Below are 16,943 nucleotides of genomic sequence, written 5' to 3'. Positions count from 1 at the left end.
GGGGAGAACCGGCATGTCATGGGTCGGCAGTTGGCGAAACCAGTTCGGCTCCATCCTGCGCATCATCAGTGATGCGGAGGGACGCATCGAGGGCACGTTCGAGACCGCGCTCGAAGACAGCGGGTTCTATGGGCAGACGGTGCAGGTCACCGGATTTCATCGCGGCAATTGCATCGGCTTTGCCGCCGTCGGCTCGTCGGCGGCAGGCGACCGCGTCGTGACCTACGCGGGCTTGTTGCGTCGCGGGAAGATGGAGACCGCCTGGTTCGTGGTCGCCGACCAGGCGCTGGGCGCCGCCAGCGAAGGCGAGCCCGCAAAACTCAAGCCGCTGAACTGGTGGCGCGCCGTGACAACCAATGTCGACACGTTCGAGCGGACCTAGCGTAAGGCGTGCGCCCGTCAACGCCGCCGTAGCTACCGAACCATCACTGCGCCGCCAAGACCCTGGATTTCTTCCGGTCGATCGTCTCGACGACGTCGAGATCGTCGTCGTCCGCAATGCCGTCGTCCTGGCGATCGCCGTCTGCGTGACGCGTCGGGCTCAGCCACTGCGAGACACGGTCGAGATAGAGATAAACGACCGGAGTGGTGAACAGCGTCAGGACCTGGCTGACCAGGAGGCCGCCGACCATGGCGTAGCCGAGCGGCTGACGGAGCTCCGAGCCGGTGCCGTGGCCCAGCATCAGCGGCACGCCGCCGAGCACGGCCGCCATCGTGGTCATCAGGATGGGTCGGAAGCGCAAGAGGCAGGCCCGGCGAATGGCTTCGACCGGCGACAGGCCCTGATCCCGCTCCGCCACGATCGCAAAGTCGACCAGCATGATGCCGTTCTTCTTGACGATGCCGATCAGCAGGACGAGGCCGATGAGACCGATCAGGCTGAAGTCGAAGTGGAAGATGAGGAGCGTCGCCAGCGCGCCGACGCCGGCGGACGGCAGGGTCGACAGGATCGTCAGCGGGTGGATGTAGCTTTCGTAGAGCACGCCGAGGATGAGGTAGACCACGATCAGCGCCGCCACGATCAGCAGCGGCACCGAGGACAGCGACTGCTGGAACGCCTGCGCCGTTCCGGCAAATGTGGAGGTGATGGCGGCGGGCAGGTTCATCTGCCGCTCGATCGCGTCGATCGCCTGCGTCGCCTGGCCGAGCGCGACGTTGGGCGCGAGGTTGAAGGAGATCGTCACCGCCGGGAATTGGCCCTGGTGGTTGATGGCGAGCGGGCGCACCGGCGCCGTGGTCCATTTGGTGAAGGCCGACAGCGGCACCTCGCCGCCCGTCGTCGGGGAATGCAGATAGATTTGCTCCAGCGTGGACGGGTTCTTCTGCAGCGAGGGCAGCACTTCGAGGACGACGTAATAGGTGGACAATTGGGTGAAATAGGTCGCGATCTCCCGCTGACCGAAGGCATCATACAGGGTCGCGTCGATCACGTCGGGCGTGACTCCGAAACGCGCGGCCTGATTGCGGTCGATCGACAGTGTCAGCGTCGTGCCGGACGTCTGCTGGTCGGACGCGACGTCGCGCAGCTCGGGCATCTCCTTCATCTTCGCGAGCAGCTTCGGGGCCCATGCGTTGAGCTGGTCGATGTCGGTCGACTGAAGTGTGAACTGGAACTGCGTTCGCGACGCGCGGCCCCCGACTCGCACGTCCTGCGCCGATTGAAGATAGAGCCGCGCGCCCTGAACCTTCGCGGTCTTGCCCTGCAGGCGCCGGATGACCTGGTCGGCCGAGGCGGTGCGTTCATCGCGCGGCTTCAACGTGATGTACATGGTGCCGTCATTGAGCGTATTGCCGCTGCCGCCCATCCGCATCGCCATGTGGTCGATCGCGGGGTCCTTCAGCACGATCGCGCCGATCTCCTGCATGTGCCTCGACATGTCGGCGATCGACACGTCCTGCGACGTCTCGACGATGCCGGTGATCAGCCCGGTATCCTGCTGCGGGAAGAACCCCTTGGGAATGATAACGAACAGATAGACCGTCAGCGCGATGGTCGCGAAGAACACCATCAGGGTGGCGAAGCGGAAGCGCAGCACGAGGTCGAGGCCGCGCTCGTAGCCGTCCACGAGGCCCTGGAACATGCGCTCACTGAGCATGTAGAGCCTGCCGTGATGCTCCTCGTCGTGCGATTTCAGGAAGCGCGAGGCCATCATCGGCGTCAAGGTCAGCGACACCAGGGCCGAAACGGCGATCGTCATCGCCAGCGTCACCGAGAACTCGCGGAACAGGCGGCCGATGATGCCGCTCATCAGCAACAGCGGAATCAGGACCGCGATCAGCGAAACCGAGATCGAGATGATCGTGAAGCCGATCTCGCCGGCGCCCTTGAACGCGGCGGCCATCGGACTCTCGCCCTCCTCGATGTAGCGGGTGATGTTCTCCAGCATCACGATGGCGTCGTCGACCACGAAGCCGACCGCGATGGTGAGCGCCATCAGGGAGAGATTGTCCAGGCTATAGCCGGCCATCCACATCAGCGCGCAGGCGCCGAGCAGCGCGAGCGGCACCGTGATCGATGGAATGATGGTGGCCCAGACGCTGCGCAGGAAGACGAAGATCACCATCACGACGAGGCCGATCGTCAGCGCCAACGTGAACTGCACGTCCTTCACCGCGGCGCGGATCGTCTGGGTGCGGTCCGACAGCACCGAGACCTTGATCGCCGGCGAGATGCCCGCCTGCAGATGCGGCAGCTGCTTCATGACGCTGTCGACGGTGTCGATGACGTTGGCGCCGGGCTGCTTGAAGATCACCAGGAAGACGCCGGGCTTGCCGTCAACCCAGCCGTACTGGGTGTTGTCCAGCGGCGCGCTGACGGCATGGCCGATATCGCCGACACGGACGGGACTGCCGTTGCGGTAGGCGATGACGATGTCGTTCCAGGCGTCGGCCTTGGTGAACTGGTCGTTGGCATAGACGGTGTAGGTGCGGGTGTCGCCGTTGAGGGTGCCCTTGGGATTGTTGACCGTGATCACCGACAGCGGGGCGCGCACGTCCTCCAGCGACAGGCCCTTGGCGACCAGCTTGGCGGGATCGATCTGGACGCGGATCGACGGGGCCTGCTGTCCACCGACACTGACCTGGCCGACGCCGCTTATGTGGCTGATGGCCTGCGCGAGCTTGGTGTAGGTCTCGTCGGACACCTGCGTCATCGGCAGCGTCGACGACGTGGCGCCGAGCGTGAGAATGGGCGAGTCGGCCGGGTTGACCTTCCGGTAGGTCGGCGGAGTCGGCATGTTCTTGGGCAATTGCCCGCTCGCCGCATTGATGGCGGCGAGCACGTCGGAGCCGGCACCGTCAATATTGCGAGAGAGGTCGAACTGCAGAACGATCTGGGTCGAGCTGGTCTGGCTCTGCGACGTCATCTCCGAGACGCCGGGAATGAGGGCGAATTGCGATTCGAGCGGCTGCGCCACCGAGGATGCCATCGTCTCGGGGTCGGCGCCGGGAAGATTGGCGGAGACCTGGATGGTGGGAAAGTCCACCTCCGGCAGCGGCGCCACCGGCAATCGCGGATAGGCGATGATGCCGACGAAGACGATGCCGACCATCAGCAGCGACGTCGCGATGGGGAGGCGAATGAAGGGAGCCGAGATGCCGCCAGCCATGTCAGTCAGCCGATCCGGTCTTGGTTCCACTGTTGGCCTGCGCGGCGGCGGCGCTGGCGACCTGCGGCTTCTCGTCAACCAGCGCGCCGTCGAACAGGCGCGACTGCCCGGCGACCACGATCCTGTCTCCGACCTTCAGGCCCTCGGAGACCACCGCGTTTGCATCGCCGCTCTGGCTGACCTTGATCGGCCGCGCGCTGACCTTGCCATTGTCGCCGATGACGTAGGCGAACAGGCCTGACGGCCCGTGCTGCACGCCGTCCTGCGGCACGACGATGACGTCTTTGCGCGTGTCGATCAGCATCCGCGTGGTGACTGACAGACCCGGCCACAGCGCATTGTCCTTGTTGTCGAAGCGCGCCTTCAGGCTGATGGTCCCGGTGGCCTGGTTCACGGAATTGTCCATGATCACCAGCTTGCCTTGCGACAGCGTCCTGGTTCCGTCCGAGCTCCGCGCTTCCACCGGCACCTCGCCGGAATCATAGGCCTTGTCGATCGCCTGCAATTGCTCCTCGGGCTCGGTGAACTGCACCGCAATCGGCTGCAGCTGGGCGATGGTGACGATCCCCGTGGTATCGGCGGCATGCACGATGTTGCCGGGATCGACCAGACGGAAGCCGGTTCGTCCGCTGATCGGCGCCTTGATCGAGGTGTAGCCGAGATTGGTCTGCGCGTTGTCGATGGCGGCCTGGTCGCCCTTGATCTGCGCGACCATCTGATCGACCAGCGCCTGCTGGGCATCGAGATTCTGCTGGGTCTCGAACTGCTGCTTCGCGAGCTTCTGGAAGCGCTCCAGGTTCAACTGGTCGTTCTTCAGATTGGCCTCGTCCTGGGCCTTCTTCGCGACCGCCTGCTCGAGCGCCGCGATGAAGGGGCGCTGGTCGATCTCCAGCAGCGGGTCGCCCTCCTTCACCATCTGGCCCTGCCTGAAGAACACCTTGGTGATCTGACCGTCGACGCGGCTCTTCACCGTCACCGTCTTGAACGGCGAGACGACTCCGAGACCATAGGTGTACACGGGAAAGTCGGCCGTCTTCACTGCGAATGAGGTGACGGGGACCTTCGCCGCTGCTTGACTGGAAGCGCTCTGCGCGGCCGCCTCGACGGGCTTGACGCTGCCGATGAGTTCATACCAGGCACCACAGGCAATCGCGCCTGCCGCGGCGACTCCAAATATCGTGAGGCCGAGTTTCGGTCGCCTGATCATGTCAATGGCCATCCAGTTGCCTGCGGCTGCCTTCCGGTGAATTTGCCGCGTGGACGTGAACACACTGTTGGAAGCGAAGTATCGCGGACAGGTTCGCGGCGTCAAAATAACGATCGCGTGCGGCAATCTGTACAATTCGTCATGTTCACGCGTCTGCAAACGCAATTGCTCGAAGCGGCGGATCGATCGGCAGAGAAGCAACAAACAGAAACGAGATGGACGAATGTTAAGGATCGCCGCGACATCACGCTGAATTGCAACGGCGCACAGGAATTTAACGAACGCTCGCTGCAAGCGGGCCTTATCGTCGGCGTGTTGATGGCAACACCAACTGTCAGTCGAGGCGCATGATGAGGGCCAATCAGCACAACCTCGGGGGAAAGATCATACCGTTTCGAAAGCCATCGTCAGACCGGAGAGCTCTGCCTGACGATGGACGGTCCGAGACGATCCTGCGCATGCTCGACCTCTCGAAGTTCGAGCAGGACCGTCACGCTGCCGGACGCGGCCCAGGGATGCGCTCGAACATCGCGGCCATGATTCTGCTCGGGCTCCTCGTCCTCGTTGCGACAGAAGACTTCTCCAGGCTCGAGCAATCGAACCTGTGCCTGCAGAGCTCAGAGTGCAGGAATTGAACAGGGAAGCTCCGGAAGGCACTAACATCGCGTGCCGGACCTGCTTTCCCACCATTGGCATCCTCTCCGCGATCGTGTAACCCGGCCAAAACCCTTGCCGGGACGGGACGCTATGAGTGCGGTTACGACGGATGAAGCGGGACATGGCACCCGCGCGCTGATCTTTGCGCTGCTTGCGCTCGCCTGCGGGCACATGCTCTCGACCTTGCTGCGCACCATCCCGGCGGTCAGCCTCGATCTGATGGCGGCCGATTTTCATATCGAGCCGCAGGCGCTGGCGAGCCTCACCTCGGTCTATCCCTTCGCCTTCGCTGCCGCGCAGATTCCGGTCGGCGCGGCGATGGACCGGTTCGGCGTGCGGCCGGTGTCGCTGAGCCTGCTCGCGGGAACCGTGGTCGGCGCCATCGCGTCGGGCTTTGCGACGGGACCTGCGAGCTTTGCCTTCGGGCAGGTGCTGCTCGGCGTCGCGACCTCGGGCATGCTGATGTGCCCGATGACGCTCGCCGCGAAGCAATTGTCGGCGGCGCGGTTCGGGCTGTGGTCGGGCGCGATCCTCTCGATCGGCAATATCGGCATGCTGCTGTCGTCGAGCCCGCTCGCCTTCGTGGTCGACAATTACGGCTGGCGCGCCGGGTTCTGGATCTCCGCGCTCGATGGTATCGCGGTCGCGCTCGCGGTGTTCCTGCTGGTGCCGAGCCAGCCGGCCGAGCACAAGGACGATTCCTCGCCGCTGTCGCAGATGATCGAGGTGCTCAGGCTCGGCTTCTCGCGGCCCCTCCGCGGCCTGATCGCGCTGGCGCTGGTGTCGCTGGCGACCTCGCTGGTGCTGCGCGGGCTGTGGGGCGGGCCGTGGCTGATGGACGTCAAGGGGCTGACGCGGGTCGAGGCGGGCAACCAGCTCGGCGCGTTCACGCTGGCGATGATCGCGGGGCCGCTGTGCATCGGCATGATCGACCGCAGGCTCGGCCGCCGCCGCGCGCTGGTGGCCGGCTCGCATATGGCCGGGGCGGTGCTGCTGACGCTGTTGGCGCTCGGGGCACCGCATTATCCGGTCTCCGCGCTGCTGGGCCTGCCGGTGATGCCGCCGCAATACGATCTCGTGCTGTTCGTGCTCATCGGGCTTGCGACCTCGGCGCAGCCGCTGCTGTTCGGCATGTCCAGGCAGCTGGTCGATGCGCAAACCGCAGGCAAGGCGCTCGCGGCCGTGAACCTCGCCTTCTTCCTCGGCGCGGCGCTGATGCAGTCGGTCACCGGCGCGGTCGCGGCGCTGGCCGGGCTGCCGGCGGTGCTGCTGTTCATGGCTGCAATGCTGGCATTCGGCGTGCTGATCTTCTTGGCTTACACCTCGCCCAGCCCATAGGATGGCCGGCACCGTTCGCCAAAGGAATCAAACATGCCCGTCGACCACCAAGCCGCCACCGATCGCCTCATGCGCTTCCTCGCCGTCGAGGGCGTCACCGGACAGGAGGCGGCGATCGGGCGTGAGCTCACCGCCGCGCTGAAGGAGGCCGGCGTGCCCGCGAAGGCGATCCGGCTCGACGATGCCAACACCCGCATTCCCGTGCCGACCGAGACCGGCAACCTCATCGTCGACCTGCCCGGCCGTGGCACGCTGCACAACCAGCCGCGCATCATGTTCATGACCCATATGGACACCGTGCCGCTCTGCGCCGGCGCCAAGCCCAAGAAATCCGGCCGCAAGATCGTCAACGAGGCCAAGACCGCGCTCGGCGGCGACAACCGCTGCGGCTGCGGCGTGCTGGTGACGCTGGCGGCCGAGCTTGCCAAGCAGAAGCTCGACCATCCGCCGATCACGCTGCTGTTCTGTGTGCGCGAGGAGAGCGGGCTCTATGGCGCGCGCCACGTCAAGCTGGAGGAGCTCGGCAAGCCCACGATGGCGTTCAACTATGACGGCGGCGCCGCCTCCAATGTCGTGATCGGCGCGGTCGGCGCCGATCGCTGGACCGTCGAGATCATGGGCCGCGCCTCGCATGCCGGCGTTGCGCCCGAGCGCGGCATCTCCTCGACCATGATCATGGCGCTGGCGCTTGCCGAGGTGAAGGCCGGCGGCTGGTTCGGCAAGGTGGTGAAGGGCAAGCGTCAAGGCACCAGCAATGTCGGCCCCGTCACCGGCGGCGAGGGCCGCCCCGCGGGCGATGCCACCAACGTCGTCACCGACTACGTCCATGTGCGCGGCGAAAGCCGCAGCCATGACGGAAAGTTCTTCAAGGAGATCACGAAAGCCTACAAGGCCGCGTTCGAGAAGGCGGCCAAGAAGGTGACGAATGCACAAGGCAAGTCCGGCAAGGTCAAGTTCAAGGCCGAGACCGATTATTATCCGTTCCGCATGAAGGAGAACCTCCCCGTGGTGAAACGCGCGATCGAGGCGGTGTCCGCGGTCGGCGGCACGCCGAACGTCCGCGCCGCCAATGGCGGCCTGGACGCCAACTGGATGGTCCGCCACGGCGTTCCGACCGTGACGTTTGGCGCAGGCCAGAACGAGGCGCACACCATCGACGAGTGGATCAATCTCGACGAATACGACCGCGCATGTGCGCTTGCCGTGCAGCTCGCGACGATGCGGTGATTGGCGTGGTTCGGGTCGCGCTCGCGGGATTTGCGCTGCTGGCGCTCGTGGGCGCGGCTCGCGCGGAAGAGGACAACAGCGCCTTGCTGGTCGATCTCTTCGCAAAGATCTGCGCGCCCAAGCCATCTCGGCCAAGCCAGGTCGAGCGCATCGCAACGGGTCTGGGCTTTGCCAGTGACGGCGGCCCGATCACGGCCGAGATGGAGCGTGGGGCAAAAATCGACCTTCTCTACTCGGCGAAGCTGCTCAGGCGGGACGAGAGGCTCGGCAGCATGACGGCCTATTTCGCAGGACCTGACGATGGTCCGAGCGTGACCTGCACGGTGTCGGCCGTCGGCGTCTCGGCCGATGCGCTGCCCGGGCTGATCGAGACATCATTGAAGGCCCGTGAGCGGACCGACAAGCCGTCCAACGACGACAATCATCGTCTGGCGAGCTGGCGTGTCGGCGCCGGCAGCGGCGACGCGCTCGATATGTCGGTGTGGCGAACCTCGCCGCACCGCGCCTCGATCAGCATCAATTATTACGCCACCAAGCGGTAAGCGGGATCGCCTGCGCCTTTTACGCGTTGCAGTGCGTAGGATGGGTAGAGCGTAGCGAAACCCATCGCTACTTGCGAAGATGAGGTTGATGGGTTTCGCTTCGCTCTACCCATCCTACGAAGAAGAAAAAACAGGGAGGCTACATGCCACGTATCGCAAATCTCGAATCCGCCCTCTACCGGATCCCCCTGCCCGTCACGCTGTCCGACTCCACGCATGGCGAGATCGCGGCGTTCGAGCTGATCACCTGCCGAGTGCGCGATGCCGATGGCGCCGAGGGCGTCGGCTACACCTACACCGTGGGCCGCAATGGCGGGGCTGTCGCCGACATCCTCAAGCGGGAGATTCCGCCGCTGGTCGAGGGGCATGAGGCCGACGACACCGAGGCGATCTGGCACCACGTCTGGTGGGGCCTGCATTATGGCGGCCGCGGCGGACCGGCGGTGCTGGCGCTGTCCGCGCTCGACATCGCGCTGTGGGACCTGAAGGCGCGGCGCGCGAAGCTGCCGCTGTACCAGTTGCTCGGCGGCTTCGATGCGCACGTGCCCTGCTATGCCGGCGGCATCGATCTCGATCTCTCCGTCGAGGCGCTGCTCAAGCAGACCGACGGCAATCTCGCAAAAGGTTTTCGCGCCATCAAGATGAAGGTCGGCCGGCCCGATCTCAAATCCGACGTCGCGCGCGTCTCCGCGATGCGCAAGCATCTCGGCGACGGCTTTCCGCTGATGGCGGACGCCAACATGAAGTGGACGGTCGAGGAAGCCATCCGCGCCGCCTGCGCTTTCGTTCCCTATGATCTTACCTGGCTCGAGGAGCCGATCATTCCCGACGACGTCGCGGGCCATGCCCGCATCCTGCAGGCCGGCGGCGTGCCGATCGCGGCGGGCGAAAATCTGCGCTCGCTGTGGGAGTTCAAGAACTACATCGTCGCGGGCGCGGTGTCCTATCCCGAGCCCGACGTCACCAATTGCGGCGGCGTCAGCGCGTTCATGAAGATCGCGCGGCTGGCGGAAGCCTTCAACCTGCCCGTGACCAGCCACGGTGCGCATGACATCACCGTGCATTTGCTCGCGGCCTGCCCGAACCGGTCGTATCTGGAGGCGCATGGCTTCGGGCTGGACAAGTATATCGAGCACCCGCTGGTGCTTCAGGACGGCAAGGCGCTGGCGCCGGACCGTCCGGGCCACGGCATCCGTTTTGACTGGACAGGGCTGGCGAAGCTGGCGGCGTAGGGCGTGAGGTCGTCATGGCCGGGCTTGTCCCGGGCATCCACGTTCTTTGGCTCTGCAAAGCAAGACGTGGATGGCCGGGTCAAGCCCGGCCATGACGATAGAGCGAGCTGCTTTGCACGCGAGGCATTCCAAGGGGCTTGATGCGGGACGCAGATAATCGGCTATGGTGGCAACAGCCGACACCATCCGAAAGTCCCCCGCCTTGACCCCCGACCTGCACAAGAAACTGACCGAATGGCGCCGGCATCTGCATGCGCATCCCGAGCTGTCGCTCCAGGAGAAGGCAACTGCCGCCTTCGTGCAGGAGAAGCTGACCGAGCTCGGCATTCCCTTCAAGGCCGGCATCGGCGGCCACGGCGTGGTCGCGACCTTGAGGCGCGGGTCTGCGGAGGGCCGCGTCGGCCTGCGCGCCGACATGGATGCGCTGCCGATCACCGAGGATACCGGCCTTGCCTACGCCTCGACGACGCCGGGCGTGATGCATGCCTGCGGCCATGACGGGCACACCGCCTCGCTGCTCGGCGCTGCCGCGCTGCTCGCGGCCGACACCAATTGGAGCGGCACGGTCGACTTCATCTTCCAGCCGGCGGAAGAGGGCTTTGGCGGCTCGCGTGCGATGGTCGCGGCCGGGCTGTTCGAGCGCTTTCCGATGGACCGCGTGTTCGGCTTCCACAACTGGCCGGGTCTGGAGGCCGGCACCGTCGCGGTGCATGACGGCGTCGTCATGGCCTCCGGCGGGCGCATCACCATCACCATCGAGGGCCATGCTGGCCACGCCGGCATGCCGCATCTGACCCGCGATCCGGTGATGGCGGCGGGGCATCTCATCGTAGCGCTGCAGACAATCGTGTCGCGCAGCGTCGATCCGCTCGACACCGCCGTGCTCTCGCTCTGCACCATCGACGGCGGCACCGCGCCGAACCAGATCGCAGGCCGCGTCACCATCCGCGGCACGCTGCGCTACCACCGCGACGGCGTGAAGGACACCATCCTCGACGGCATCGAGCGCACCTGCGCCGGGATTGCGACGAGCTTCGGCGTCAAGGTGACGCCCGAGATCGTCATGGGCGTCGGCGTCGTGATCAACACGCCGGCGGAAGCGGACCTCGCCCGCATCGCCGCCGACAAGGCGCAGGCGCCCGTGCGCCGCGATCTTGCGCCCAGCATGGCCGGCGAGGATTTCGCCTTCTATCTGCAGAAGCGGCCGGGCGCGTTCGTCTGGATCGGCAACGGGCCGTTGCGCGACGGCGCCGAGCTGCACGGCCCGCGCTACGATTTCAACGACGCGATCCTCCCCGTCGCATCGACCTGGATGGCCGAGGTCGCCAAGACCGCGCTGGCGTCGAACTAGCTGATCTCGCGCGGCAGCTTCCACTCCGGCCGTGGCTCGCAGACCTCGCTCTCCTCCACCCGCGCGACGTGATATCCCTCGGGCAGAAGCCGGCCGCCTTCCTCGTCCGCGACCGGCACGTCGGTCACCAATCCCTCGATCAGGGCGGCTTCCCACACTTCCTTCTCGGAAGGAAAGGGATCGCCGATCTGCTTGTTGCCTTCGAACAGCGCGTACATCGGTTCCGGCCTCCCGTTGACCAAGCTCACGAGAAACGTATCGACAGCACGGACGTTCCTTTCGGCAGGCGAGGCTTCCGCCATCGCGCGAGCCGCCGCATCTCGCAGCTCGGCGGCAAGGTCGGACCGATCCTGTTCCAGCTGCCGCCGCAAATTCAAGGCGAACGCCGACAGGCTGGCGTCCTTCTTCAAGCTGCTGTCATGGAAGCGGCAGGGCTGCGACGTCTACGTCTATTTCGACAACGACCAGAAGAGCACGGCGCCCGCCGATGCCAAGGCGTTGAAACAATTGCTAGGGTAAGCCCGTGGCTCCCCCGGCTCCGTTGCGCTAGGATCAAAGCTGGTTCGAGCCAGCGAGATCCGGATGAACCGGCGCGAATTCGTCTCAAGGTTGACAGCCGCAACCGCATTAGCGGGAATGGCGCCTTTGGCTGAAGCCGCGGACGGCCGCCGGGTCGCGCTCGTCATCGGCAACGGTGCCTACAGGAACGTGCCCGCGCTGCTCAATCCGCCGAACGATGCGAGCGACGTCGCCGCGGCGCTGAAGCGACTTGGCTTCGCTGTCTCCCTCGCCACCAACGCCAGTTTCGATGCCATGCGCCGCGGCCTGATCGCGTTGGGGCGCGAGGCCGTCGGCGCCGAGATGGCGGCGGTTTATTTCGCCGGCCATGGCATGGAGATCAATGGCGAGAACTGGCTGATCCCTGTTGACGCAGAGCTGAAGCGGGATACGGACGCGGCGAATGAAGCCATCAACCTGCAAAGCGTGATGTTGCAGGTGTCGAGCACCACGAGCCTTGGTCTCGTCATCCTCGACGCCTGTCGCAACAATCCGTTTGCCGCCAAGATGAGTAGGTCGATCGCCACGCGTGCGGCCTCCACGAGCGGGCTCGGCCGCATCGAGCCGGTCGGCAACGTTCTCGTCGCCTATGCCGCGCGCGACGGCACCACAGCGCTCGACGGCGACGCGCGCAACAGCCCGTTTGCCGCGGCACTCCTGCGCAACATCGAGGTGCCCGGCGTCGAGGTGACGTTCATGTTCCGCAACGTCCGCGACGACGTGATGGAGGCGACGCGCAACGAGCAGCAGCCGTTCGTCTATGGCTCGCTGTCGCGCAAGGCGATCTACCTCGCCGGCCCGCCACCCGCCGGCGCCGAAGGCGCAGCGTCGCCGAGCCCACTTCCGGCCGCCGTCTCCCCTGCTCCACCGCCCACGCCGGCGGCGCCAGGGATCGACCCCGCGCTGGTCGGCACCTGGGAGATCATGGTGCCGAGCGGCCGCGGGCAATCGCGCTGGATCTGGCAGATCATGGGCGACGGCACCTACCGATTCCACGCCGAGCCGCAGCGCTCGGCGCGTCCGCACGAAGGCACGATCACGGCCGCGAACGGCCGCTGGACCCTGCACGCAATCAGGGGCCTGTCGGGCTACAGCGACGGCGGCGCCTACGAGATCCGCGATGCGCTGGCTGTCATCACGGGCAAGCTGGGCACCGGCGCCTGGAAGCGTAGCGCCGACTAGCACGCCCGCGCGCGACGACGCCGCCGCGCTGAGGCCCGCGATCGCGGCCGCGCCATAGCGCCCATCCTGCTCTCTGGAACACGGGTTTCGCCGAGGCGTGCGCTTGACGCACGGCGCCCGGACAGGTTTAATGATCTTTAACAACAATTGTTCGCATTCCGAACACCGCAATCGGACAGAGCGGGCTGACAACACCGCGTCCGCGTCACCAGAGGAAACGTCACCGATGCAAGCCATCCTCAATGGCGAGAGCACGCTCATCGTCACGATGATCGTCGCCTACATCGCCTTCACCTCCTGGCTCACGCTCAAGCTGCGCAGCCGGACCAGCGACCAGTTCATGACCGCCGCGCGCGCCATGCCGGCCGTCGTCGTCGGCGTGCTGATGATGTCCGAGTTCGTCGGCGCCAAGTCGACCGTCGGCACTGCGCAGGAGGCGTTCCAATCAGGCATGGCCGCGGGATGGGCCGTACTCGGCGCCTCGATCGGCTTTCTGCTGTTCGGGCTGTTGATGGTGAAGAAGCTCTACAATTCCGGCGAATACACCATCTCGGCCGCGATCGCGCAGAAATACGGCAAGTCGACCATGCTCACGGTGTCCGTGATCATGATCTACGCGCTGCTGCTGGTGAATGTCGGAAATTACGTCAGCGGCGCCGCTGCGATCGCGACCGCACTGCATGTCAGCCTGCCGGTCGCGATGTGCATCATCGCGGTGGTCTCGACCTTCTACTACGTGTTCGGAGGGTTGAAGGGCGTCGCCTGGGTGACGATCCTGCACAGCGCCTTCAAGGTCGTCGGCATCGTCATCATCTTCGCGGTCGCGATGTCGCTGACCGGCGGCATCGCGCCGATCCAGGCCAAGCTGCCGGCCTATTACTTCACCTGGGACGGCAAGATCGGCTTTGCGACCATCTTCGCCTGGACCTTCGGCACGGTCGGCGCGATCTTCTCGACCCAGTTCATCGTGCAGGCGATCTCGTCGACGCCGAGCGCCGACGACGCCCGCAAGGCCACCTTCTATGCCGCCGCGTTCTGCCTGCCGCTCGGCTTCCTGCTCGCGCTGATCGGCGTTGCCGCGAAATACCTCTACCCCGACATGAACAGCCTCTACGCGCTGCCGGTGTTCCTGGAGAAGATGCCGCCGCTGGCCGCCGCCTTCGTCACGACGTCGCTGGTCGCCTCGATCTTCGTCAGCGTCTGCACCGTCGCGCTCGCCATCGCTTCGCTCGTGGTGCGCGACTTCTACGTGCCGTACTGGAAGCCGACGCCGGAACGGGAATTGAAGATGACGCGGGTGTTCTCGGTGGTGATCGGCATCGTGCCGCTGGTGTTCGTCTTCTTCATTCCGGAGATCCTCAAGTTGTCGTTCTTCACCCGCGCGCTGCGGCTGTCGATCACGATCGTCGCGATGATGGGCTTCTATCTGCCGCTGTTCGCGAGCAACCGCGGCGCCACCGCCGGCCTGATCGGCGCCGCGCTCTCGACCACGGTCTGGTACATGCTCGGCAACCCCTTCGGCATCGACAACATGTATGTCGCGGCCGCAACCCCGCTGGTCGTGATGGCGATCGAGCGCCTCGTGCTCGGCCGCGCTCCGACCGCGGCGGCGGCGCCGCAGGCAGCACAGTCCAATGCATTCGTGGAAAGGACCTCGACATGATCATCGATACCGAGATCGTGACCACCGACATCGAGATCGCCGCCGACGGCGTCGTTCGCCCGGCCGCCGGCGATCCCGACCGGTTCGATGCCTTCATCCCCTCGCCTTGTGTGCAGAACCACGCCGCCAATCTGATGCCGCTCGCGGGGGGCGATCTCGCCTGCGTCTGGTTCGGCGGCACGCAGGAGGGTATGTCGGACATCTCGGTCTATTTCTCGCGCCTCGCCCGCGGCGCGACGCAATGGTCGCCGGCTGAAAAGCTATCCGACGATGCGGGGCGCTCCGAGCAGAACCCGGTGCTGTTCCCCGTCCCCGACGGCACGCTGTGGCTGATGTGGACGGCGCAGCTGGCGGGCAACCAGGACACCGCCCTGATCCGCCGCCGCATATCCCGTGACAATGGCAAGAGCTGGGGTCCGATCGAGACGATGTTTGCCGAAGAGCGCGGCCGCGGCACCTTCATCCGGCAGCCGATCGTCGTGCTCGACAACGGCGACTGGCTGCTGCCGGTGTTCTATTGTCACAGCACGCCGGGCCGGAAATGGAACGGCGACGAGGACACCAGCGCGGTGAAGATCTCGTCCGATGCCGGCAAGACCTGGCGCGACGTCGACGTTCCCGGCAGCCGCGGCTGCGTGCATATGAGCATCGCGCGGCTCGACGACGGCTCGCTGCTGGCGCTGTTCCGCAGCCGCTGGGCCGACAACATCTACCAGAGCCGGTCCAGCGATCACGGCCGCACCTGGCCGGCGCCATCGCCGACCGTGCTTCCCAACAACAATTCGTCGATCCAGCTCGCGCGGCTCGGCAACGGTCATCTCGCGCTGGTCTTCAATGACAGCAGCGCCAGCGACGCGACCGGGCGCCGCCTCTCGCTTTATGACGAGATCGAGGACGACCTGCCGCCGGTGCTCGCCGGCGACGGCAGCAAGGCCTGTACGATACCGACGCCAAACAGTCGGCGAAGAGCCGGGTGCGTGTGCTCAACATGCTGGCGGAGGGCAGGACGCGCCTGCTCGCCTATCATTTTGCTTGGCCGGGGATCGGCCACGTGGCGAAGCAGGGCGATGGCTTCCGCTATTATCCGGAGGAAATGACGCTGATCCCCTTGAGCCCAACCTGATCTGTCGGGATTTTGCCAGCCAGCGAGGGGTCCCGCGCAGCCGGGGCCCTGGCGTTGCAGGCAAAATGGCCGCGGTTTATCGATTGCGCTCCGTGGCTCTCCCGCAAGCCATCTACCCGCGTCTTGCTTCCTCTGAATACGTTATCCGGAACGCCACCCGGCGGCATATTTTTGGGGACCTTGTCCGTGGGCGCATCGACGTCTGTTGTTTGCTGCGCTGCATGAGTCCGGTCTTGGCCAGTTGCAGACCAAGCTGCCGGGCTCTCCGATGGTCAGCTTTTGACCCGAGCGGACCTGCACCTACAGGATTTCTATGAGAACGTGCTGCAGGGATGTTCAAGCAGCAGTTTGCGCTGCCAATAAGCAGTCAAAACGATATCGAAAACCGCTTTGCAGGTAACCCAAGATTGGCTCGCACTTGAGCTCGTGTCGGTGCAGATGTCGAAAAACAGGGTGCCGCAGAACGAAGGTACCCGCGGCAGGGCGATGGTCTAGGGCCTAGATCGCGCTGGAGGGGTTTACAGCGGCTTCGGTGCTTGGCCGGTTTAAGCTGGCGCGGCAAGGGCACGCCTTCTATCAGCATCGTTCTCTACAACACCTCAGCACGAATATGGGCGACGCCAAGCTCCGTAATTCCTAAGCTTTGCGCCGCGGCGCGCGATAGGTCTAGGACGCGGCCACGAACGAACGGGCCTCGGTCATTGATGGTGACGATGACGCTGCTTCCGCCATGGGTTACGCGGACCTTGGTGCCGAACGGTAGGTTGCGATGGGCGGCCGTCAGTAGATTCCGATTGAATAACGAGCCGCTCGCTGTCTTGCTCTTGGAATACGCATAGAAGGAAGCCTTTCCGGAAAAAACTCGATTGGAAGTTCGAGCGTCCTTCAATGTATCTTGTCCAGTCGGAGGTTGCGCTTGCGGCTCGTCCTTCTTCACCTGTTCGAGTCCCTCAGGGGCCGGGTCTGCGTGGGCCTTTGGAATGATGGACCATCGATCATTGAAATCCTGTGCTGCGGCGGACTCCGGGGTCACTCCGATCCAAACAGGGACTGTCGCAATCGCGACCATTCTGACGACAGGATGCATTGTCGGCCTCATCTAAAATTGAAGATCACACCGACAATGCAAGCTCGTGAGGCCGCGTTCCTCAACACGCGTTCGCTTCAGGCAAAATGGTGATAGCATACCGATCTTGCGGAGCGGAAGCGTAGAGGCACCGCAGCAAGACACCATTTCACTGCGACGCATCAAACT

Annotated in this window: 14 protein-coding genes and 1 pseudogene; 12 read left to right on the top strand and 3 right to left on the bottom strand. The window is 65.0% G+C overall.

What is annotated here, in order from left to right:
* Window positions 1–13 precede the first annotated feature (13 nt).
* Window positions 14–382, top strand: coding sequence for an avidin/streptavidin family protein (locus tag FOM02_RS12470; RefSeq protein WP_027558390.1), 369 nt, complete (start codon window positions 14–16; stop codon window positions 380–382).
* 43 nt (window positions 383–425) lie between these two features.
* Here FOM02_RS12470 and FOM02_RS12465 read toward each other — a convergent pair whose 3' ends face one another.
* Both FOM02_RS12465 and FOM02_RS12460 read right to left on the bottom strand, forming a co-directional pair.
* A complete protein-coding gene (locus FOM02_RS12465) occupies window positions 426–3,608 on the bottom strand; it encodes an efflux RND transporter permease subunit (protein WP_027558389.1) in 3,183 nt (1,060 codons plus the stop codon).
* A gap of 1 nt (window position 3,609) precedes the next feature.
* The gene (locus tag FOM02_RS12460) at window positions 3,610–4,827 is read right to left on the bottom strand and encodes an efflux RND transporter periplasmic adaptor subunit (protein WP_028146357.1); all 1,218 of its coding nucleotides are present in this window, start codon (window positions 4,825–4,827) and stop codon (window positions 3,610–3,612) included.
* Between the two features lie 129 nt (window positions 4,828–4,956).
* On the opposite strand from FOM02_RS12460, the gene FOM02_RS12455 reads away from it, so the two are divergent.
* From FOM02_RS12455 to FOM02_RS12405, 11 genes and pseudogenes are all read left to right on the top strand, one after another.
* Window positions 4,957–5,166 (top strand): hypothetical protein, encoded by a 210-nt coding sequence (locus FOM02_RS12455; protein ID WP_141262963.1) that lies wholly within the window; start codon window positions 4,957–4,959, stop codon window positions 5,164–5,166.
* Window positions 5,167–5,273: 107 nt separating this feature from the next.
* Window positions 5,274–5,450: a hypothetical protein gene (locus tag FOM02_RS12450; protein WP_156950875.1), complete on the top strand. Its 177-nt coding sequence runs from the start codon at window positions 5,274–5,276 to the stop codon at window positions 5,448–5,450.
* A gap of 112 nt (window positions 5,451–5,562) precedes the next feature.
* The gene (locus FOM02_RS12445) at window positions 5,563–6,810 is read left to right on the top strand and encodes an MFS transporter (RefSeq protein WP_027558386.1); all 1,248 of its coding nucleotides are present in this window, start codon (window positions 5,563–5,565) and stop codon (window positions 6,808–6,810) included.
* A gap of 33 nt (window positions 6,811–6,843) precedes the next feature.
* A complete protein-coding gene (locus tag FOM02_RS12440) occupies window positions 6,844–8,037 on the top strand; it encodes a M20/M25/M40 family metallo-hydrolase (protein WP_027558385.1) in 1,194 nt (397 codons plus the stop codon).
* 5 nt (window positions 8,038–8,042) lie between these two features.
* Window positions 8,043–8,579, top strand: a complete 537-nt coding sequence (locus FOM02_RS12435) for a hypothetical protein (RefSeq protein WP_141262961.1) — start codon at window positions 8,043–8,045, stop codon at window positions 8,577–8,579.
* 143 nt (window positions 8,580–8,722) lie between these two features.
* Complete coding sequence (locus FOM02_RS12430) at window positions 8,723–9,811, top strand: mandelate racemase/muconate lactonizing enzyme family protein (protein ID WP_027558383.1); 1,089 nt, start codon at window positions 8,723–8,725, stop codon at window positions 9,809–9,811.
* Between the two features lie 202 nt (window positions 9,812–10,013).
* On the top strand, window positions 10,014–11,162 hold the full coding sequence (locus FOM02_RS12425) for an amidohydrolase (protein WP_027558382.1): 1,149 nt from the start codon (window positions 10,014–10,016) through the stop codon (window positions 11,160–11,162).
* Window positions 11,163–11,476: 314 nt separating this feature from the next.
* Window positions 11,477–11,681, top strand: a pseudogene (locus FOM02_RS12420) (DUF72 domain-containing protein); the annotation flags it as partial.
* A 126-nt stretch (window positions 11,682–11,807) separates the two neighbouring features.
* On the top strand, window positions 11,808–12,902 hold the full coding sequence (locus tag FOM02_RS12415) for a caspase family protein (RefSeq protein ID WP_159073920.1): 1,095 nt from the start codon (window positions 11,808–11,810) through the stop codon (window positions 12,900–12,902).
* Between the two features lie 226 nt (window positions 12,903–13,128).
* Window positions 13,129–14,565, top strand: coding sequence for a sodium:solute symporter family protein (locus FOM02_RS12410; RefSeq protein ID WP_027558379.1), 1,437 nt, complete (start codon window positions 13,129–13,131; stop codon window positions 14,563–14,565).
* Window positions 14,562–15,662, top strand: coding sequence for a sialidase family protein (locus FOM02_RS12405; RefSeq protein ID WP_322596962.1), 1,101 nt, complete (start codon window positions 14,562–14,564; stop codon window positions 15,660–15,662). Before FOM02_RS12410 ends, FOM02_RS12405 begins: the two co-directional genes overlap by 4 nt.
* A 615-nt stretch (window positions 15,663–16,277) precedes the next feature.
* Here the strand turns inward: FOM02_RS12405 and FOM02_RS12395 are convergent.
* Window positions 16,278–16,775 carry a septal ring lytic transglycosylase RlpA family protein gene (locus FOM02_RS12395; RefSeq protein WP_265441816.1) on the bottom strand — a complete coding sequence of 166 codons (498 nt, stop codon included), beginning with the start codon at window positions 16,773–16,775 and terminating at the stop codon, window positions 16,278–16,280.
* Between the last annotated feature and the right edge of the window lie 168 nt (window positions 16,776–16,943).

The sequence above is a fragment of the Bradyrhizobium sp. SEMIA genome, from assembly GCF_014844175.1.
Lineage (GTDB): Bacteria > Pseudomonadota > Alphaproteobacteria > Rhizobiales > Xanthobacteraceae > Bradyrhizobium > Bradyrhizobium arachidis.
The sequence above is the reverse complement of the archived record's forward strand: the minus strand, read 5'-3'. Positions and strand labels throughout refer to the sequence as shown.

Excerpts from the sequence above, each read along its gene's own strand:
- FOM02_RS12465 (WP_027558389.1), bottom strand. The coding sequence starts at position 3,608 with ATGGCTGGCGGCATCTCGGCTCCCTTCATTCGCCTCCCCATCGCGACG.
- FOM02_RS12405 (WP_322596962.1), top strand. The coding sequence starts at position 14,562 with ATGATCATCGATACCGAGATCGTGACCACCGACATCGAGATCGCCGCC.
- FOM02_RS12450 (WP_156950875.1), top strand. The coding sequence starts at position 5,274 with ATGCTCGACCTCTCGAAGTTCGAGCAGGACCGTCACGCTGCCGGACGC.
- FOM02_RS12445 (WP_027558386.1), top strand. The coding sequence starts at position 5,563 with ATGAGTGCGGTTACGACGGATGAAGCGGGACATGGCACCCGCGCGCTG.
- FOM02_RS12395 (WP_265441816.1), bottom strand. The coding sequence starts at position 16,775 with ATGCATCCTGTCGTCAGAATGGTCGCGATTGCGACAGTCCCTGTTTGG.
- FOM02_RS12430 (WP_027558383.1), top strand. The coding sequence starts at position 8,723 with ATGCCACGTATCGCAAATCTCGAATCCGCCCTCTACCGGATCCCCCTG.
- FOM02_RS12470 (WP_027558390.1), top strand. The coding sequence starts at position 14 with ATGTCATGGGTCGGCAGTTGGCGAAACCAGTTCGGCTCCATCCTGCGC.
- FOM02_RS12410 (WP_027558379.1), top strand. The coding sequence starts at position 13,129 with ATGCAAGCCATCCTCAATGGCGAGAGCACGCTCATCGTCACGATGATC.
- FOM02_RS12455 (WP_141262963.1), top strand. The coding sequence starts at position 4,957 with ATGTTCACGCGTCTGCAAACGCAATTGCTCGAAGCGGCGGATCGATCG.
- FOM02_RS12460 (WP_028146357.1), bottom strand. The coding sequence starts at position 4,827 with ATGGCCATTGACATGATCAGGCGACCGAAACTCGGCCTCACGATATTT.
- FOM02_RS12440 (WP_027558385.1), top strand. The coding sequence starts at position 6,844 with ATGCCCGTCGACCACCAAGCCGCCACCGATCGCCTCATGCGCTTCCTC.